Here is a 15,602-nt window from a genome sequence, read left to right as displayed (position 1 = left end):
GATGACGAACACGAATACGACCGACGAGACAGACAGCGCCGTCCCAGCGGAGGGCGGCAAACCGCAGGAGGCGATCGACGCACAGGGCGAGCGCCGTCGCGAGGAACTGGACGACCGAATCTTCGAGCACAGCGCTGGCGATGAGCAGGAGGGCGTTCCCTTCGTCGGGGCCGGGCCCGGTAACCCGCGACTGCTGACCGTGGCCGGAAAGGAACTGCTCGAGGCAGCCGACCTCGTCGTCCACGCCGGGTCGCTGGTCAACAGCGAACTGCTGGACGAGTATTGCGCCCACGCCGACCTCGTGAACTCCGTGGGGAAAGACCTCGAGGAACTGATCCCGCTGATGCGGGATGCCTACGAGGACGGCGAGAACGTCGTCCGCCTGCACAGCGGCGACCCCGCCATCTACGGGGCCGCCTTAGAGCAGATGGACGCGCTCGAGCACGAGGGCGTGCCGACCTACTTCGTGCCGGGTGTCACGTCGGCCTTTGCCGCGAGCGCGACGCTGCGGACCCAACTGACGCTCAACGAGGTCTCGAACCACGTCGCGTTCACCCGACCGCAGGGCAAGACCCTGACCGAGGAGGAAGACCACATCTCCGAGTTCGTCGAGATGGGCGACGTGACGACCTGTATCTATCTCGGGACCCACGCGGTTCGCGATACGATGGAGCGACTGCTCGAAGACGACCACGACCCCGAGACGCCGGTTGCGGTGATTTACCACGCGTCGTGGCCGGACGAGGACGTCATCATCGGCGATATCGGGACGATCGCGGACAAAGTCGAGGAAGCGGGCTACCGCGCCTCGGCGCTGGTCGTCATCGGCGATGCGGTGACCGGTGCGGGCTACGAGCGCTCGTTCCTCTACGGCGACTGGGCGAATCGCGGTTCTTCGTCGGAGAATACGAGTGAGTCGGAGGCGAGTGATGATTGAACGACAGCATAGAGAGCGCGAACACGGTGAAAGGGGCTGCCGCGCTCGACCGGTTGCGCCTCGCTGTGCGCTTCCTTCGCTCGCGGCCTCGCTCAGTCCAGTGCTTACGTCGGCTCACCGGACCGAGCCCGCCAGCCCCTTTCAGTCCCGCCCCCGCGGTGGACAGGACAATTTCGATTCGACGGAGGTTACACAATGAGTTCAGACACTGAAAACACGGATACAACGAACGAATCGAACTCCGGCGGCGGCCACTGTTCGACGCCGGATTCGGACGGCGAAATCGCCGAGGAGATCGCGATCGTCTCCTTCGGGCGCAAGATGGACACCGCCGAGGAGATCAAAGCCGAGATCGGCGATCGCTACGAGACGATCGAGATCCTCGAGTATCACGGCGACGTCTTCGAGGAGCACTGGGGCGAGTACGACTGCTTTATTGGTCTGATGGCTTCCGGAATTGCAATGCGCAAGACCGCGCATCTGTTAGACGATAAGTGGGACGATCCCGCGATCTGTGTCGTCGACGAGGAACTGACGTGGGCCATCCCGATCACGGGCGGCCACCACGGCGCGAATCAGGTCGCACAGGATCTGGCGACGATGGGTGCCGTGCCGGCCATGACCACCGCAAGCGAGGCCGCCGGCAAGCAGGGCGTTGAGTCCAAGGCGAAGGCGATGGACGCCCACGTCGTCAACGGCGACTCGACGGTCAAGACGAATCTCGCCGTCCTCGACGACAACCTCGACCCCGTCGCCCGACTCGAGGGCCCGAAGGCAGTCCTCGTCGGCGACGACGTCACCGTCCTCAAGCGCAACAAGGACGATGGCGTTGTCATCGGCACCGGGAGCGTCTCCGGCGCGAGCACGGAGTCGTTCCTCGCCGCGTGGGAACAAGCCATAGAGCAGACCGACTACGACCTCGATGACGTCGAGTTCGTCGCGACGGCGACTCGCAAGGAAGACGAACCGGGGCTGCTCGAGGCGGCCCAAGAACTCGACCTCGGCGTCGTTGCGTTCGACAAGGAGACGCTGCTCGACCACGAGGGGCCGACGCCCTCGAAATCGAAGGAGTTGATCGGCTGGCCCGGCGTCTCGGAGGCCTCCGCGATCGCTGGCGGGGCCGAACAGGAACTGATCCTCGAGAAGATCGGCTACGAGAACGAGGTTACGGTGGCGATCGGGCGATGAGTTCCGACGCTGATGCGACACCCGACGCTGGTGGCACCCCCGAGGACTACGGTACCCTCTACGTCGTCGGTATCGGTCCCGGCCTGCCTGAGCACATGACCATGCGGGCCAAGGAGGTCATCGAATCGGCGGACGTGGTCATCGCCTCGAGTCTCTATCAAAAATTCCTGCGCGAGGATGGAACGCTCCCGCAAGACTTCGGCGACGACGGGATCGCGGTTCGAGACGACGGGTTCGAACAGGAAATCGTCCGCTCGACGATGGGACGGCAGATCGAACTCGCTCGCGCGGCGTTCGACTACGTCCGCGAGGGGAAAGACGTCGCCCACGTTTCGGGCGGTGACCCCTCGGTCTACGGCAAATCGGATCTCATCTTCAAGATGGCCGACGAGGAGGGCGCGACGGACGTGCCGATCGAGATCGTCCCCGGCCTCACGGCGGCACTCGGCGGCGCGGCGAACGTCGGCGCGCCACTGTGTAACGACTTCTGTACGATCTCGCTGTCGGACAAGTGGCGCGGCTGGGACGAGATCGAGGAGAAACTGCGCGCAGCGGCGATTTCGGATTTCGTGATCGTCCTCTACAACTGCTGGCGAAACTACGAGAAGGCCGTCGAAATCGTCCGCGAGGAGCGGACCGACGACGCCTACGTGGCCATCGTCAACGACGCTGGCCGGGAAGACGCCGGCCGAAACGGCGAGAGCGAGTTCATTACGACGCTCGGCGAGGCTGTCGACCACGACGACAAGGTCTCCGGAATGGGAACCTCGCTGATCATCGGCAACCACGAGACCGACACCTGGCGTAACGACGACCGAACGTATCTCGTCACCCCGCGCGGCGGGCGTGACGTCGACGATTTCTGAGACAATCATACCATGAGTACAGATACTGATGCAGACGCTGACGAATCGACTTCCAAATGTGGCGCCTCGACGACCGAAACGGAAACCTCGAGTGGCTCCAAATGCGGTGGCTCGTCGAGCGAGACCACCGACGACTCGAGCAGATCCAAATGCGGGGCCTCGAGTTCCGATTCGGACGATGACTCGAACGAGCAGGAAGTTGGCGCGACGATAGACGACTTCGACGCCGAACCCGGACAACTGATCGCCGTCGGACTCGGCCCCGGCCATCCGGAGGGGATGACCGAACGAGCCAAGAACGCCCTGCTCGAGGCCGACCACATCGTCGGCTACACGACCTACATCGAGCTGATTCCCGACGAGATCACCGAGCAGGCCGACGACATCTACGACACGCCGATGTGTGGCGAGGTCTCGCGGACCGAAGAGTCGATCGACCGCACGCTCGCGGGCAACGACGTGGCGATCGTCGGCAGCGGCGACCCCAACGTCTACGCGCTCGCGGGGCTGGCCCTCGAGATCCTCGAGTCCAAGGGCGCGACGGCCTCGATGGTCGACTTCGAGGTCGTGCCCGGCGTGCCGGCGGCCCAGTCCTGTGCGGCTCGATTGGGCGCACCGCTGGTGAACGACACCGTCTCGGTCTCGTTGTCGGACCATCTGGTGCCGATGCCAGAGATCGAGTCGCGACTGCACGCGGTCGCGAGCGAGAACTTCACCATCACGATCTACAACCCCTGGAGTCGCAAGCGCCGCGAGAACTTCGAGAAATGCTGTGAGATCCTGCTGACCCACCGCGACGAAGACACGCCGGTCGGCATCGTCCACGGCGCTGGACGGGACGACGAGCAGGTGATGATCACCGACCTCGGCGAACTCAAGGAGCTCGGTGAGAACGAGATCATCGACATGACGACGACGATCGTCGTCGGCACCGAGGACACCTACGTCTGGGATGACCGGATGGTCACGCCGCGTGGCTACGAGACGAAGTACGACTACTGATCATGCCACGCTACGAAGTCACCATCGAAAAGGACGCTTGCGACGGCATCTTCGCCTGCCTGACTCGCGATCCGCGATTTATCGAAGGCGCGGACGGCCTCGCAACGGTCGATCCGGACGCCGATCCGGTCTACGACTGCGAGGGTGAGGTCACCGACACCGTCGAACGGGTCGTCGCAACGTTCGACGACGATCGCATCGAGGAAGCCCACCAAGCCGCGGCGGCCTGCCCGACGGACGCCATTGTCGTCCGAGAGGTGGGCGAATGAGCGACGCCGAATCGGTGATCGAGGGCGACACCCTCGAGGTCGCGGTCCCATCGGATCCGCTCGCGGGCCACCCCGCGACGGCGTACTTCTGGGGCCACGTCGCTGGGAGTGGGCGCGTGGTTCGAAGCGAAGCGAGCATCACGGACAGCGAACGACGACGCTGTGAGCGTCTCGAGGTCGTCACCACCGACGAGCACGCCGCGCAGGTGCTCGCCGCAATCGTAGGCGGCAACGTCGACCACGAGACGACCAGTCGCGAGTACGCCCACGACACGTCGATCACGCGCACCGAAGACGAGTACACGCTCTCGATCGACGAGGACAGCGAGGAGCTGTTGGGTCGCACCAGCGCACTCTCGCTGCCCGTCGACGGCCGCGGAAACTACCGCTTCGGCGCGTTCTCGAGTCACGATCGCGAACTCCTTCGGGGTCTGCTCGAGGGCTGTGGGACGATCTGTTTCAAGTCCTCGAGTGGCACTGTCGGCATTTCGTTCGTCCACGACGACCGCACGCTGCTCGAGGCGACCCAAGAACTACTTGCCGACTGCCCGATCGACACAGCCGTCAGCGAGCTTTCGGCGACGTCCTCGGGGGGCTACTGGTTCGGCGTCGACGACGCTGCTGTCCCCGAGTTTGGAACGTGGCTCTACGAAGGCTGCGAGGCAACTGGCCTATTCGCACCGAGCCGCCGCCGGAAACTCGAGCGAAGCATCGCACAGGCAGACAGCTACGGCGAGTAGCCAGTTCAACACCGTATCGACTCCGCTGACTACCCGACGACACCGACAATGAGCACATCCGACGATTCCACATCCACGTCCGCGTTCGACGACGAAGCCATCCTACTGGTGGGCCACGGCTCCCGCCGGGAAAAGTCGAACGAACAGGTCCGCGAACTGGCTGCCGACCTCGAGTCACGACTGGGAATTCCGGTCGATGCAGCGTTTCTCGAGCTTGCGGAGCCGGCGATCGACGACGCTATCGCAGGACTCGCAGCCGTCACGTCGCGGGTAACCGTCGTCCACTGCTCGCTGTTCGCCGCGAGCCACGTCAAAAACGACGTCCCGCTGGCGATCGAGCAGGCCCGAGCGACCCACGACGTCGAAATCAGAAACGGCGCGCATCTGGGCATCCATCCGGCGATTCTGGACCTGCTCGACGACCGCGCCGGTGCGGTCGAATCGGAGCTGGGCGTCGACCGCACGGAGGACGACGTTGCCGTCGTCGTCTGTGGTCGCGGCTCGAGCGATCCGGACGCCAACGGTGACGTTCACAAACTCGCTCGCCTGCTGTTCGAGGGCCGGGACTTCGACCGCGTCGAGGCGACGTTCATCGGCGTCACGGAACCGACGCTCGAGGACACCCTCCACGGCCTCTCGAAACACCGCCCCGACGCGGTCGTCGTCCTCCCGTACATGCTCGGCGACGGCGTCCTCACCCAGCGCGTGCGCGACTGGACCGCGGAGTTCGACGCGGACTACCCCTACGTCGACGCACTGGCTGGCGACCCGCTCGGCACGGACTCGCGGCTGCTGGACGTCTTCGCCGACCGCTGGCAGGAGGCCAGGTCGGGCAGCGTCGAGATGTCCTGTGACACGTGCAAGTACAAGATCGATCTCGAGGGCTACGAGGAAGACGTCGGCGGCGCACGAGCGATGTTGCGTGCGCTCGCCCATCAGGAGGCCCACGCCGACCGGGAGGATATCGACGACGAACCCCACAGCCACGACGCGCCCGCAAAGCACGTCGCGGTCTGTACCAACCAGACCTGCGCGAAGATGGGCTCGCCGGCGGTCCTCGAGCGCCTTCGGCAGGAAGCGCGCGACTCCGACCACTGCGACGCCCGCATCACGCGGTCGTCGTGTCTGGGCCGCTGCGGCGACGGGCCGATGGTCGCCGTCTACCCCGACGGCGTCTGGTACGGCGACGTCGCGGCCGACGACGCCGAACGACTCGTCGCAGATCACCTCGACCGGGATCGCATCGTGAGCGATCTCGTCGATCAGACCCTCTAAGGGACGAATAGGCACACAGACGAAACCTAATACAGCCATCATTACAGAACACAACCATGAGCTGCCACGAAATCGAAGCACTACGACTCGGACTGATGAACGTCCTCGGCGTCGGGGACCGACACGCCCGCGAGCACGCGGAGAAAGAACTCGAAGGCCACCTCGAGGGGCCCATCGAAGGGCTCGTCGAGGCCGATACCCTCTCCGAACTCCAGCGCCACCTCGACGCCGCACTGGTCGATCTCGAAGCGGAAGTCGGCGAGATGGACAGCGACGGTCCCGAATACGGGTACACTCGAGGGCGGCTGCTCGAGGTCCGCAATGCGGAGCGGGCGATCCAGCGACTGGCCGTCCAGAGCGAGAGCATCGTCGACGGACTCGGTGAGGCCCACGATACCCTCCACGAGACGTTCCCGGTCGAGGAGTGAGCATGGCAGGCACTGCAGACCTCGACCCCGACTCCGAGCGCGAGCTATCGCTTCGACGACTCCCGCTCGGCGACATCGACCCGGCCCGCAGCCGACACATGTGGACCCGCTCTGCGGTCGCAACGAATGGCGACCTCGTCGTGACCGGAGAGTGGGACGGGACCGTGACTGCCCGTGATGTCGACTCCCTCGAGCCCCGCTGGACGGCCGCGCATCCGGATCACGCGGTCGGAATCGCAACGCTCGAGAGCGACGAACCAGCCGGCAGCGCTGGTGCAGTCGTCGTCGCCGGCCGCGGCGAATCGGGGGCGATCGCGGTCTACGACGCCGAGACAGGCGAGCAACGCTGGCGATATGAGACGGCCGCGGACGTCGGCGAGGCGACCACAGACACGATCTTCTACCTTCCCTACGTCGTCGCGCTCGAGACCGACGGCGAGTTGCTGTACGCCGCCGTGCGACGCTACGAACGCGACGGCGAGCGCCGCCAGTGGCACAGCGCCGTCTACGCGTTCGATCCCGACGGCTCGGTTCGCTGGAGCTACGAGACCGACGCCTCACCGATCGCGCTGGATCTCGACGCTGACGGCGACCGTTTGTCCGTCGGCTACAATCGCTGCATGGGCGACCACGACAACGGCCTCGTCGTCCTCGAGACGGACACGGGCGACCTCGAGTGGACCTGGGACCCCGGCACCGAGGGCGACCGACGCGTCGGCGATATCTCGTTCGACGGCGAGACGATCGCGGTCTCGAGTCACGGCGACAAGTGCGGCTACCTGCTCGGCCCCGCCGGGGCCGAACGCTGGCACGTCGATCTGGCGGTCGAAACTGAGATCGACGGTGAGACGCTGTACGCCTACCCGAACCACGTCTACGCGAACGACGGCCGCACAGCGTTCGTCACCGGGAACACCTACGCCCTCGAGCGCCGCGAGACCGAGGGTCGTCATCCGAACGAGCATCGGATCGCGACGTTCGATGCCGACGGTGACCTCTTGTGGAACGAACAGGTGCGCGGGTTCGTCCACGGGCTCGCCACCGACGGCGACACGCTCGTCGCGCCGTGTGCCCAGAACTTCCGCGTTCGCGACCCCGAAACCCACGCCGTTCGCCGGTTCGACCTCGAGTCCGGTCCGACCGGCGTCGACTCGCTCGCGGGAATCGCGACCGCCGCTGCCGTCGACGGCGAGACCATCGCCGCGATCGAAGAGCCCGTCGAATACCACGACGAGGGCGACCAGCGCGGCGAGTACGCACTGCGCGTCGGGTCGCTCGAGTAACGTCTTTTCCGAGCTCGTTCGCGGTTCGATCCGCGGCTCGGCCACGTCTCGAGTCCAGCGTACTCGTCGCTTGTCGATCCCGACTGCGCGGTCGCACACGCAAGGCCAATTCCCACAACGCCTACGCCCGTGTGTTTTCGGTATAATGACACCGGGACTAGAAAATGACGGATCTGAGGAGTGTTCGGATCCAGTGGCGGTCTGGGTCCGCTCGAGGAACCGCCACGTCGACGGGCAAGTAAGATCGACTGACTGCAGGGTGATGACGGACGGCGGTCAGGCCGAGATGACGGAGGAAGGCGACGAGAGCAAAGCGTCAGATGACTCCGAATCAATGTCCGAAGACGAAGCGGAGTCGCAGTCGGCTGCCGACGACGAATCCGAGTCGGGATCTTCAGCCGAAGCCGATGAAGCCGACGAAGCGACCGAGTCCGGCGAGACCCTCGAGGAGCAGCCGCCGGAGTCGGACTCCGAGGACGAAGACGAAGCCGCCAGCGAGGACGAAACAGACGAGGCCGAGGACGAAGCCGAAACTGAAGCGGCTGTCGAAGGCGACGAGGAAGACGCGGCGGAACTGAAAGACACTGAGACGGAAGCGGACGCCGACGATGAGGCGACGGAGTCAGAAGACGAATACCACGTCGAAGACGCCGAGGACGTCTATCAGGACGACGATGCATCCGGCGTCCTCCATCTCGATCTCGATGGTCTGTTCCTCGATCTACTCGGCCTCGAAGTAAACCTGAACCCGGTAACGCTCGACATCTCGGCCCGGCCGGGTGAGAACAACCTGCTCGGGAACCTGTTGTCCGCGGTGACGGGACTTCTCGATGGTGCTGGCGGGCTGTCGGACGCGGTGTCGTCACTCCTTGGTAAGCCGAAGGAGCTGCTCAGCAGCCTGCTCGAGAAACCGAAAGCGTTCCTCGGTCGACTGGCGAACAAGCCACGGGAACTGCTCAGCAGCCTCTTCAACCTCGGCGGTGATGAAGCGGAAGCCGACACGGCGGAGACCCCTGATGAGGAGGCCGACACGGAAGAGACCCCTGACGAGGACGCGGACGCCGAAACGCCCGAGGCGGACGAAGACACGAGCGACGAGTCCGAGAGTCGGATCGCCGCCGCTGGTAGCTGGTTGAAAGAGAAGCTACTCGGGCTCATCCCCGGCTTCCCGATCGAAGACCTCGTGGCGACGATCGTCAGTCAGGTGATCGAGCAATTGATCGAGCAACTCGAGCCGGAGCGCGAAGAGACTCAATCGGACGCTCAGTCCGACACAGCGTCACAGGCGGAGGCGTAATCATGAGTGAGCAATCGAAATCAGTGACTCAGCGGATCGACTATGGGAAGATCGCCGAGAACGTCGACGTCGACGAACTCGTCGAGGGAACCCAGTGGGAAGACGAGATCGACGACGAAAAGCCCCTCGGCGAAGCGCTCGGCGGCCAGATCGGCGCACTCGTCGGCCGAAAGGTCGGCGAATCCCTCGGCCGGACGATCGGTGAGCTGGTCGTCGAGGAACTGCTCGGTCCCGACGAAGAGCCTGCAGACGACACCGTGGAGGAAGACGAAGGCGAATCTGCGGCGGATGACGAGGACGAATCAACGGAGGAAGACGAATCGGATGCAGATCCGGACGCGGAAGACGCCGAAGCCACCGGCGACGACACAGAACGTGAGGGAGAAAGCGACACGAGCGAAGACGTCGACGACGCCGAATCCGAAGCCGAGGATGCTGAGGCCGCGGACGAAAACGAAGCGACGGACGAGGAAGAATAACCATGCTATCGTCTCAACTGCTCGATGACGCGGATGGCTCGCCTCAAGGTGAGTTCGATGAGTGACGCCGGACTGAAACAGCTGGTCGCCCGGGAGGTGAGCAATCAGGTCGAGGTGACCGATCTCCTCGGAGACGGCTCCATCGAAGACGGCATCGACGGCGGCGAGCTCGGTGCCGCAGTCGGTCGCGAGTTCGGCGCTCAGATGGGACGGAAACTGGGGTCGTCGATCGGCCGTGCGGTCCACGAGACGATGGCGGAGGGGATCGAAGCGGACAAAGACCGGAACGAACTGCAGTCGGATCTCACGACGGCGGTCCGTGACGCCATCCGCGAGACGGTTGCGGACAACGACGCGGCGGAATCGGTTCAGTCGCTGGCCCAGCGTGCAACCGAGGGAAATGGCCTCGAGGGACTTCTCGAGAGCGATACCAGCGGAGACGAATCGGCGGCCAAGGCGGATAATGCCGACGCAGAGAGCGACGACGCCGACGAAGAAAGCGAGGATACCGGTGCTCGAGAGGCGGTCGAGTCAGTCGCCACAGACGTGAGCGAGGCCAGTGGGCTCGACGAGGTCTTGACAGACGACGATGCGGACGAATCTGGAGATGACGAGACGATGGAGAACAGCGAAGCCGAAACGGAAAGCGACGACGAATCGGACGCCGAGGCGGAGACGGCGGACGAAAGCGACGAGGCGACCGATTCCGAATCGGATGGCGAAGACGATTCCGATACGTCAGTCAAGGATATCGAAGGGCTCCGAAAAGAGACCCTCACGGACTTCCTCGGGGTGATGTCCTACGACGATCTGCAGTCCATCGCAAAGGACGTCGACGTGAAGGCAAACCTCAGTCGCGAAGAGATGACCGACGAGATCGTCGCGGCAGTGACAGACGACGAGTCAGAAGCCGAATCGGCGGACGAGGCGGACGCGGAAGCCGAGTAATCGATCGAGACCGCCGCCTCGAGGTGCGGCTTTAGAGTCGAGACACGACAGATGAGTCAAAAACTCCGCGAACGAGTAAACGAGGTACTGCGCGAGGCCGATACGTCCAGCGGCTCGCTCGTCGCGACGACCGACTCGGACGGGGACGCCGAGACGGCACAGACGGACTTGCTCGAGACCGCAGCGAAGGCGAACGACCTGCTCGAGTCGGCCGACCCGGACGACCTGCTCGAGGCAGTCGGTCTGGACACGCTCCCGGACGGGACCGAACCGGATTCGATTCCCGAGGCGATCTCCCAGGGTGAGCCGGCGCACGTCGAGGCGTTACAGCGACTGATAGCCCTCTCGAAACTCGCCGACCGGGGCGATGACGAGACGCTCGAGGGAGCCGTCGGCGAGTTACGGGAGTCGATCGACGACGGGGCGGAGGACGACGACTCCGAACCGGAGACTGACACTGGATCGGACACACCTGACGAGGACACGGACGAGTCCGAAAGCGACGACGATGGCGCTCGAGAGACGATCGAGTCGGCCGCTGAGACAGTCAGCGAGGCCACTGGCCTCGACGGTGTTCTCGGGAGTGACGAGGACGAAGCACCGGCCGGCGACGAATCCGATGCTGACGGGGCAGAGACGCCCGGCGATCTCGGCGACCAGCTCCGGTCGGCGATGGAGTCCTCGTTCGACGGGATCAGCGACGACCTCGAGCACCTCCAGGACCGACTCGAGGAAGCGCGTGCCAGCACCGCCAGCGACGAAGACGAAAGTGTCATCGAGAATGACACGACTGAGACCGAGAGCGATACTGAAGACGACGGATTGCTCGACGTCGACCTCGGATCGGATCGGAACCGCGGCACATCCGGTGGCAGCGGAACGCGCTACTCGACGATGGCGCCACCGCCGTCGGAGCGCGCTGATATGAGAGGGCCGGTTCGCCACTCGACGATGCCCGACAAGGACTGATCGACTGCTCGAGGTAGTCGGTGGCCGTCCAAATCGCCGGGAGCTATAGTAGCCACTGAACGTCAGTGCACACCCGATCGCACGACAGCTGTACGATCGGTGTGTAAACCGTTTCAGTCGTTACTATAGGCAAGAGACCGCTGAAGTCTTTTCGCCACGGCTCGCCATTCGGACGACGCTCCTGCCAGCAGGCGCTGATGGATGGCAGCATGTCGCCCGCGACGAGGACGTGCGACGTCAGAAACGTCGCAGGATCGGGTCTCGAGAGTCTCCCGACGACACGTCGGTTGGCGCTGGCGGTAAGACGGGCGCGATCGCTGGCGACTACTCGTCGTTTCTGTCGTCGATGAACAGTCGCACGCCCATCACCGGCAAGAACAGGAAAAACGCCAGCAACACCATGCTCAGGAGAATCGTACTGATATACTGTGTGGAAAGCGTTGGCGTAAGGATCAGCGATGCGATGAGGACCCCGCCAACGAGCGAGACACCGATGAGGACAAGGAGATCCGTGCGCTTGACCGGGACTTCCTCAGTCATACGTGGACGTACGAACCCAGCCATATAGTGCTACGAGGTTTCGATCCGTCGGCGGGGGAATCGATCGGCGACGGGAACAAGGACAGGACTTACTGGGAGTACGCTGTACGAGGGCGCATGTACGAGTCGATTCTGGTCGCGACTGACGGGAGCGAGACGGCGCGCGAGGCCATCTCGCACGCGGTCGAACTCGCCAACCGGTTCGACGCGAGGCTGTACGGAATCGCCGTCCTCGAGCGCCGAACCGAGTACGACAATGCGATCGTCGATCCCGACGAAGTCAGGCGACGGCAACGCGAGCAAGCGAGCGAGGCCCTCGAGGTCGTCACCGAGGCGGCCGCCGCCGCCGACGTGGCGGTCGAAACGACGATTCGGTCCGGCGTACCATATGAGGAGATCATCGCGTACGCGGACGAACAGGACGCGAGTGCGATCGTGATCGGCGCCCGCGGCCGCTCGTCGTTTCGACGGGCGCTCCTCGGCAGCACCGTCGACCGCGTCGTCAGGTCCACGACCCGGCCAGTACTCGTCATCGACGAATCCGAGTGAGGCGATCGGGTCCGGTTGTTGGAGACCGAACATTTACCTCGGCTGTCGTATGAGATAGAGGTATGACGCTACTCGTCCCGTTCGACGGTTCGGAGTTGGCTCGAAACGCCCTCGAGAAAGCCGCCACGTTCGGTGAGTTGCTCGACGAAGAGGTCGTCGCCCTGACGGTCATTCCGGACGACGCCGAATACGCTCGAGAGCGAGGCTGGATCACCGACGGCGAGCCGTTCGACCCCGAAACGATCGAAGCGGGGATGAAAACGCGGGCTGCCGACGTCGCGCCGGAAGCGACCGTCCGCACCGAGCGCGTAAATTCGGACGAACCGACATCGACCTCGACGACGAACGTCGTTCGCGAGATCCGGCGAATCGCCGGCGAGATCGATGCATCGGTCGTGTTCATCGGTTCGGAGAACGCTGGCTCGGTGATCGCTCCACAGTCGAGCGTCGGCAGCCCGGTCGCAAACGATCAGCGCTACGACGTGTACGTCGTTCGTGAACCCGGCGCAGACATCGACTCCGAAGACATCTCGGATATCGACTCGACGATCGACTAACCACGCTCGTCGTGGTCGTCACGGACCGACAGCCCCAGAGACGAACTGCAACTGCCGACAGAGACGGTCGGTGGTGGATCGGTATCGCTGCTACTTTTGTTCCTACGCACGCGCTCGAGAGCGCAACGTATCAGAACAAACGGACACGACGAACCCGATAAAAAAGCCGCGGAGGAACGTTTATTCCACTGACTGCCTTGGGTTCAAATGAATATGGTCGATCGGAACGGGTGGGGACGCGACCGTCCTGTCCTCACCGGATCGCCCCGAAGCCCTCCAGCGTCGTTCGTCGAACAGGCGAACGTCTCGGATCCGGGGATTTACGACGAGTTCGAGGAGAACTGGCCCGAGTGCTGGGAGCGTGCCGCCGACTTGCTCTCGTGGGACCAGTCGTACGAGACCGTCCTCCGCGACGAGAACGCCCCGTTCTATCAGTGGTTTCCCGACGGGAAACTGAACGCCGCCGCGAACTGCGTCGATCGGCACCTCGAGTCGGGTCGCAAGACCCACGCCGCAATCCGGTGGGAGGGCAAACACGGCGAGCGAGTAACGTACACCTATCGGGACCTCTACGTCGCGATCAACGAGTTCGCCGCGGCCCTGCGGGAACTCGGCGTCGAAGAAGACGACGTCGTAACGATCTATCTGCCGATGATTCCCGAGTTGCCAATCGCGATGCTGTCGTGTGCTCGGATCGGTGCCCCGCACAACGTCGTCTTTGCGGGGCTATCTGCTGATGCGCTGGCGACCCGGATGGACGCCGCCGATAGCGAATTTCTGGTCACCTGTGATGGCTACTACCGACGCGGGGACGCGTTCAACCAGAAGAGTAAGGCCGACAACGCCCTGCTCAAACTCGAGCAAGACGTCCGGACGGTCGTCGTCGATCGACTCGGCGACGACCTACCACACGTCCTCGGCGACGACGAGTACGATTACCACGAACTTCGGGAGTTGTTCGCTGGTGAAACCGTCGATCCAGTGCCCAGAGACGCCGAAGACATGCTGTTTCTGATGTACACGTCTGGCACGACCGGTGAGCCGAAAGGCGTCGTCCACACGACGGGTGGGTATCTCGCACACGCCGCCTGGACGAGCCACGCCGTCCTCGACGTCAAGCCTGAGGATACCTACTGGTGTGCGGCCGACATCGGCTGGATTACGGGCCACTCGTACATCATCTACGGCCCGCTCGCGCTCGGAACGACGACGGTGATGTACGAGGGCACGCCCGACTATCCCGACCGGGACCGGCTGTGGGAGATCGTCGACCGGAACGCGGTCGATATCTTCTATACGGCACCGACGGCCATCCGCGCGTTCATGAAATGGGGGCCAGAGTATCCCGACCGCCACGAGCTCTCCTCGTTGCGGTTGCTCGGGACGGTCGGCGAACCGATCAGTCCCCGGCCGTGGAACTGGTACTACGATCACATCGGCAACGGGGAGTGTCCGGTCGTCGACACCTGGTGGCAGACCGAGACGGGTGCCGTAACGGTCTCGACGCTTCCGGGCGTCGACGAGATGAAACCCGGCGCGGCTGGACCGAGCCTCCCCGGCATGGATGTCCGCGTGATCGACGAGGACGGCACCGAGGTCGACCCCGGCGACTCCGGCTATCTCACCATTGCTCGCCCGTGGCCGGGAATGGTCCGGACGCTGTACGACGGCGACGAACGCTTCCGAACGGAGTACTGGGATCGCTTTTCAGACCCCGAAAACGATGACTGGCGCTACTTCAGCGGCGACGCGGCCCGGATCGACGAGGACGGCTACATCACCGTCCTCGGCCGCGTCGACGATGTCATCAACGTCTCCGGTCGTCGACTGAGTACGATGGAGATCGAGAGCGCGATCACCGGCGTCGAAGGCGTCGCCGAGGCCGCTGTCGTCGGCCGCTCGAGCGAGACGACGGGGACGGACGTTTATGCCTACGTTAGCACCGAAGGTGGCTACGACGACACGGACGTGCGCGAGGCGATCGTCGACAGCATCGAAACGGCGATCGGGCCGATCGCGCGGCCGACGGAGATCCTCTTTACACCCGAACTCCCCAAGACGCGCTCGGGGAAGATCATGCGCCGCCTGCTCGAGGACGTCGCGAACGGCGAAGAACTCGGCGATACGAGCGCGCTGCGCAATCCGGAGATCGTCGGCGAAATTCAAGCGGAGATCGGCGAGGAGTGAACGCGACAGTACTGGTTTCGGAGAATCAATTGAAGCGAAATGGAGAACGAGATTCAGACTGGCGATAATACAGGATATCGTCGCAAAC

At 64.0% G+C, this 15,602-nt stretch carries 17 protein-coding genes; 16 read left to right on the top strand and 1 reads right to left on the bottom strand.

Annotated elements, in window-relative coordinates; translation table 11 throughout:
• Nucleotide 1: 1 nt before the first annotated feature.
• The 13 genes from GCU68_RS10905 to GCU68_RS10845 all read left to right on the top strand — a co-directional run bounded on the left by GCU68_RS10905 (nucleotide 2) and on the right by GCU68_RS10845 (nucleotide 11,681).
• Nucleotides 2–937, top strand: a complete 936-nt coding sequence (locus GCU68_RS10905) for a cobalt-precorrin-4/precorrin-4 C(11)-methyltransferase (RefSeq protein ID WP_152941547.1) — start codon at nucleotides 2–4, stop codon at nucleotides 935–937.
• Nucleotides 938–1,132: 195 nt separating this feature from the next.
• Nucleotides 1,133–2,125: a cobalt-precorrin 5A hydrolase gene (cbiG, locus tag GCU68_RS10900; protein ID WP_152941545.1), complete on the top strand. Its 993-nt coding sequence runs from the start codon at nucleotides 1,133–1,135 to the stop codon at nucleotides 2,123–2,125.
• Nucleotides 2,122–2,991 carry a precorrin-3B C(17)-methyltransferase gene (locus GCU68_RS10895; protein WP_152941543.1) on the top strand — a complete coding sequence of 290 codons (870 nt, stop codon included), beginning with the start codon at nucleotides 2,122–2,124 and terminating at the stop codon, nucleotides 2,989–2,991. The genes cbiG and GCU68_RS10895 overlap by 4 nt, the downstream gene beginning before the upstream one ends.
• A gap of 12 nt (nucleotides 2,992–3,003) precedes the next feature.
• Nucleotides 3,004–3,993 carry a precorrin-3B C(17)-methyltransferase gene (cobJ, locus tag GCU68_RS10890; RefSeq protein WP_152941540.1) on the top strand — a complete coding sequence of 330 codons (990 nt, stop codon included), beginning with the start codon at nucleotides 3,004–3,006 and terminating at the stop codon, nucleotides 3,991–3,993.
• 2 nt (nucleotides 3,994–3,995) lie between these two features.
• Nucleotides 3,996–4,262 carry a ferredoxin gene (locus GCU68_RS10885; protein ID WP_152941538.1) on the top strand — a complete coding sequence of 89 codons (267 nt, stop codon included), beginning with the start codon at nucleotides 3,996–3,998 and terminating at the stop codon, nucleotides 4,260–4,262.
• Complete coding sequence (locus GCU68_RS10880) at nucleotides 4,259–5,002, top strand: cobalamin biosynthesis protein (RefSeq protein ID WP_152941536.1); 744 nt, start codon at nucleotides 4,259–4,261, stop codon at nucleotides 5,000–5,002. The genes GCU68_RS10885 and GCU68_RS10880 overlap by 4 nt, the downstream gene beginning before the upstream one ends.
• 48 nt (nucleotides 5,003–5,050) lie before the next feature.
• Nucleotides 5,051–6,277, top strand: coding sequence for a CbiX/SirB N-terminal domain-containing protein (locus GCU68_RS10875; RefSeq protein WP_152941535.1), 1,227 nt, complete (start codon nucleotides 5,051–5,053; stop codon nucleotides 6,275–6,277).
• Between the two features lie 56 nt (nucleotides 6,278–6,333).
• The gene (locus tag GCU68_RS10870; protein ID WP_152941533.1) at nucleotides 6,334–6,705 is read left to right on the top strand and encodes a DUF3209 family protein; all 372 of its coding nucleotides are present in this window, start codon (nucleotides 6,334–6,336) and stop codon (nucleotides 6,703–6,705) included.
• Between the two features lie 2 nt (nucleotides 6,706–6,707).
• Complete coding sequence (locus GCU68_RS10865) at nucleotides 6,708–7,988, top strand: outer membrane protein assembly factor BamB family protein (protein ID WP_152941531.1); 1,281 nt, start codon at nucleotides 6,708–6,710, stop codon at nucleotides 7,986–7,988.
• A gap of 262 nt (nucleotides 7,989–8,250) precedes the next feature.
• The gene (locus GCU68_RS10860) at nucleotides 8,251–9,285 is read left to right on the top strand and encodes a hypothetical protein (RefSeq protein WP_152941529.1); all 1,035 of its coding nucleotides are present in this window, start codon (nucleotides 8,251–8,253) and stop codon (nucleotides 9,283–9,285) included.
• Nucleotides 9,286–9,287: 2 nt separating this feature from the next.
• Entirely contained in the window at nucleotides 9,288–9,764 is a 477-nt protein-coding gene (locus GCU68_RS10855; RefSeq protein WP_152941527.1) for a hypothetical protein, read from the top strand.
• Between the two features lie 57 nt (nucleotides 9,765–9,821).
• Complete coding sequence (locus tag GCU68_RS10850) at nucleotides 9,822–10,712, top strand: putative sodium/potassium/calcium exchanger (RefSeq protein WP_152941525.1); 891 nt, start codon at nucleotides 9,822–9,824, stop codon at nucleotides 10,710–10,712.
• Between the two features lie 51 nt (nucleotides 10,713–10,763).
• Entirely contained in the window at nucleotides 10,764–11,681 is a 918-nt protein-coding gene (locus tag GCU68_RS10845; protein WP_152941523.1) for a hypothetical protein, read from the top strand.
• Between the two features lie 324 nt (nucleotides 11,682–12,005).
• Here GCU68_RS10845 and GCU68_RS10840 read toward each other — a convergent pair whose 3' ends face one another.
• Complete coding sequence (locus GCU68_RS10840; protein WP_152941521.1) at nucleotides 12,006–12,221, bottom strand: hypothetical protein; 216 nt, start codon at nucleotides 12,219–12,221, stop codon at nucleotides 12,006–12,008.
• Nucleotides 12,222–12,338: 117 nt separating this feature from the next.
• Between GCU68_RS10840 and GCU68_RS10835 the strand changes: the two genes are divergently transcribed.
• From GCU68_RS10835 to acs, 3 genes are all read left to right on the top strand, one after another.
• Nucleotides 12,339–12,770 carry a universal stress protein gene (locus GCU68_RS10835; RefSeq protein WP_152941519.1) on the top strand — a complete coding sequence of 144 codons (432 nt, stop codon included), beginning with the start codon at nucleotides 12,339–12,341 and terminating at the stop codon, nucleotides 12,768–12,770.
• 62 nt (nucleotides 12,771–12,832) lie between these two features.
• The gene (locus GCU68_RS10830) at nucleotides 12,833–13,327 is read left to right on the top strand and encodes a universal stress protein (protein ID WP_152941517.1); all 495 of its coding nucleotides are present in this window, start codon (nucleotides 12,833–12,835) and stop codon (nucleotides 13,325–13,327) included.
• A gap of 213 nt (nucleotides 13,328–13,540) precedes the next feature.
• Nucleotides 13,541–15,514, top strand: a complete 1,974-nt coding sequence (acs, locus tag GCU68_RS10825; protein ID WP_152941515.1) for an acetate--CoA ligase — start codon at nucleotides 13,541–13,543, stop codon at nucleotides 15,512–15,514.
• Nucleotides 15,515–15,602 lie beyond the last annotated feature (88 nt).

This window comes from Natronorubrum aibiense (genome assembly GCF_009392895.1).
Classification (GTDB): domain Archaea; phylum Halobacteriota; class Halobacteria; order Halobacteriales; family Natrialbaceae; genus Natronorubrum; species Natronorubrum aibiense.
This window is presented reverse-complemented; position numbering and strand designations above follow the sequence as displayed.

Coding starts and splice junctions, on each gene's coding strand:
- GCU68_RS10855 (WP_152941527.1), top strand. CDS start 9,288: ATGAGTGAGCAATCGAAATCAGTGACTCAGCGGATCGACTATGGGAAG.
- acs (WP_152941515.1), top strand. CDS start 13,541: ATGGTCGATCGGAACGGGTGGGGACGCGACCGTCCTGTCCTCACCGGA.
- GCU68_RS10870 (WP_152941533.1), top strand. CDS start 6,334: ATGAGCTGCCACGAAATCGAAGCACTACGACTCGGACTGATGAACGTC.
- GCU68_RS10835 (WP_152941519.1), top strand. CDS start 12,339: ATGTACGAGTCGATTCTGGTCGCGACTGACGGGAGCGAGACGGCGCGC.
- cbiG (WP_152941545.1), top strand. CDS start 1,133: ATGAGTTCAGACACTGAAAACACGGATACAACGAACGAATCGAACTCC.
- GCU68_RS10840 (WP_152941521.1), bottom strand. CDS start 12,221: ATGACTGAGGAAGTCCCGGTCAAGCGCACGGATCTCCTTGTCCTCATC.
- GCU68_RS10905 (WP_152941547.1), top strand. CDS start 2: ATGACGAACACGAATACGACCGACGAGACAGACAGCGCCGTCCCAGCG.
- GCU68_RS10865 (WP_152941531.1), top strand. CDS start 6,708: ATGGCAGGCACTGCAGACCTCGACCCCGACTCCGAGCGCGAGCTATCG.
- GCU68_RS10850 (WP_152941525.1), top strand. CDS start 9,822: ATGAGTGACGCCGGACTGAAACAGCTGGTCGCCCGGGAGGTGAGCAAT.
- cobJ (WP_152941540.1), top strand. CDS start 3,004: ATGAGTACAGATACTGATGCAGACGCTGACGAATCGACTTCCAAATGT.
- GCU68_RS10885 (WP_152941538.1), top strand. CDS start 3,996: ATGCCACGCTACGAAGTCACCATCGAAAAGGACGCTTGCGACGGCATC.
- GCU68_RS10845 (WP_152941523.1), top strand. CDS start 10,764: ATGAGTCAAAAACTCCGCGAACGAGTAAACGAGGTACTGCGCGAGGCC.
- GCU68_RS10875 (WP_152941535.1), top strand. CDS start 5,051: ATGAGCACATCCGACGATTCCACATCCACGTCCGCGTTCGACGACGAA.
- GCU68_RS10895 (WP_152941543.1), top strand. CDS start 2,122: ATGAGTTCCGACGCTGATGCGACACCCGACGCTGGTGGCACCCCCGAG.
- GCU68_RS10860 (WP_152941529.1), top strand. CDS start 8,251: ATGACGGACGGCGGTCAGGCCGAGATGACGGAGGAAGGCGACGAGAGC.
- GCU68_RS10830 (WP_152941517.1), top strand. CDS start 12,833: ATGACGCTACTCGTCCCGTTCGACGGTTCGGAGTTGGCTCGAAACGCC.
- GCU68_RS10880 (WP_152941536.1), top strand. CDS start 4,259: ATGAGCGACGCCGAATCGGTGATCGAGGGCGACACCCTCGAGGTCGCG.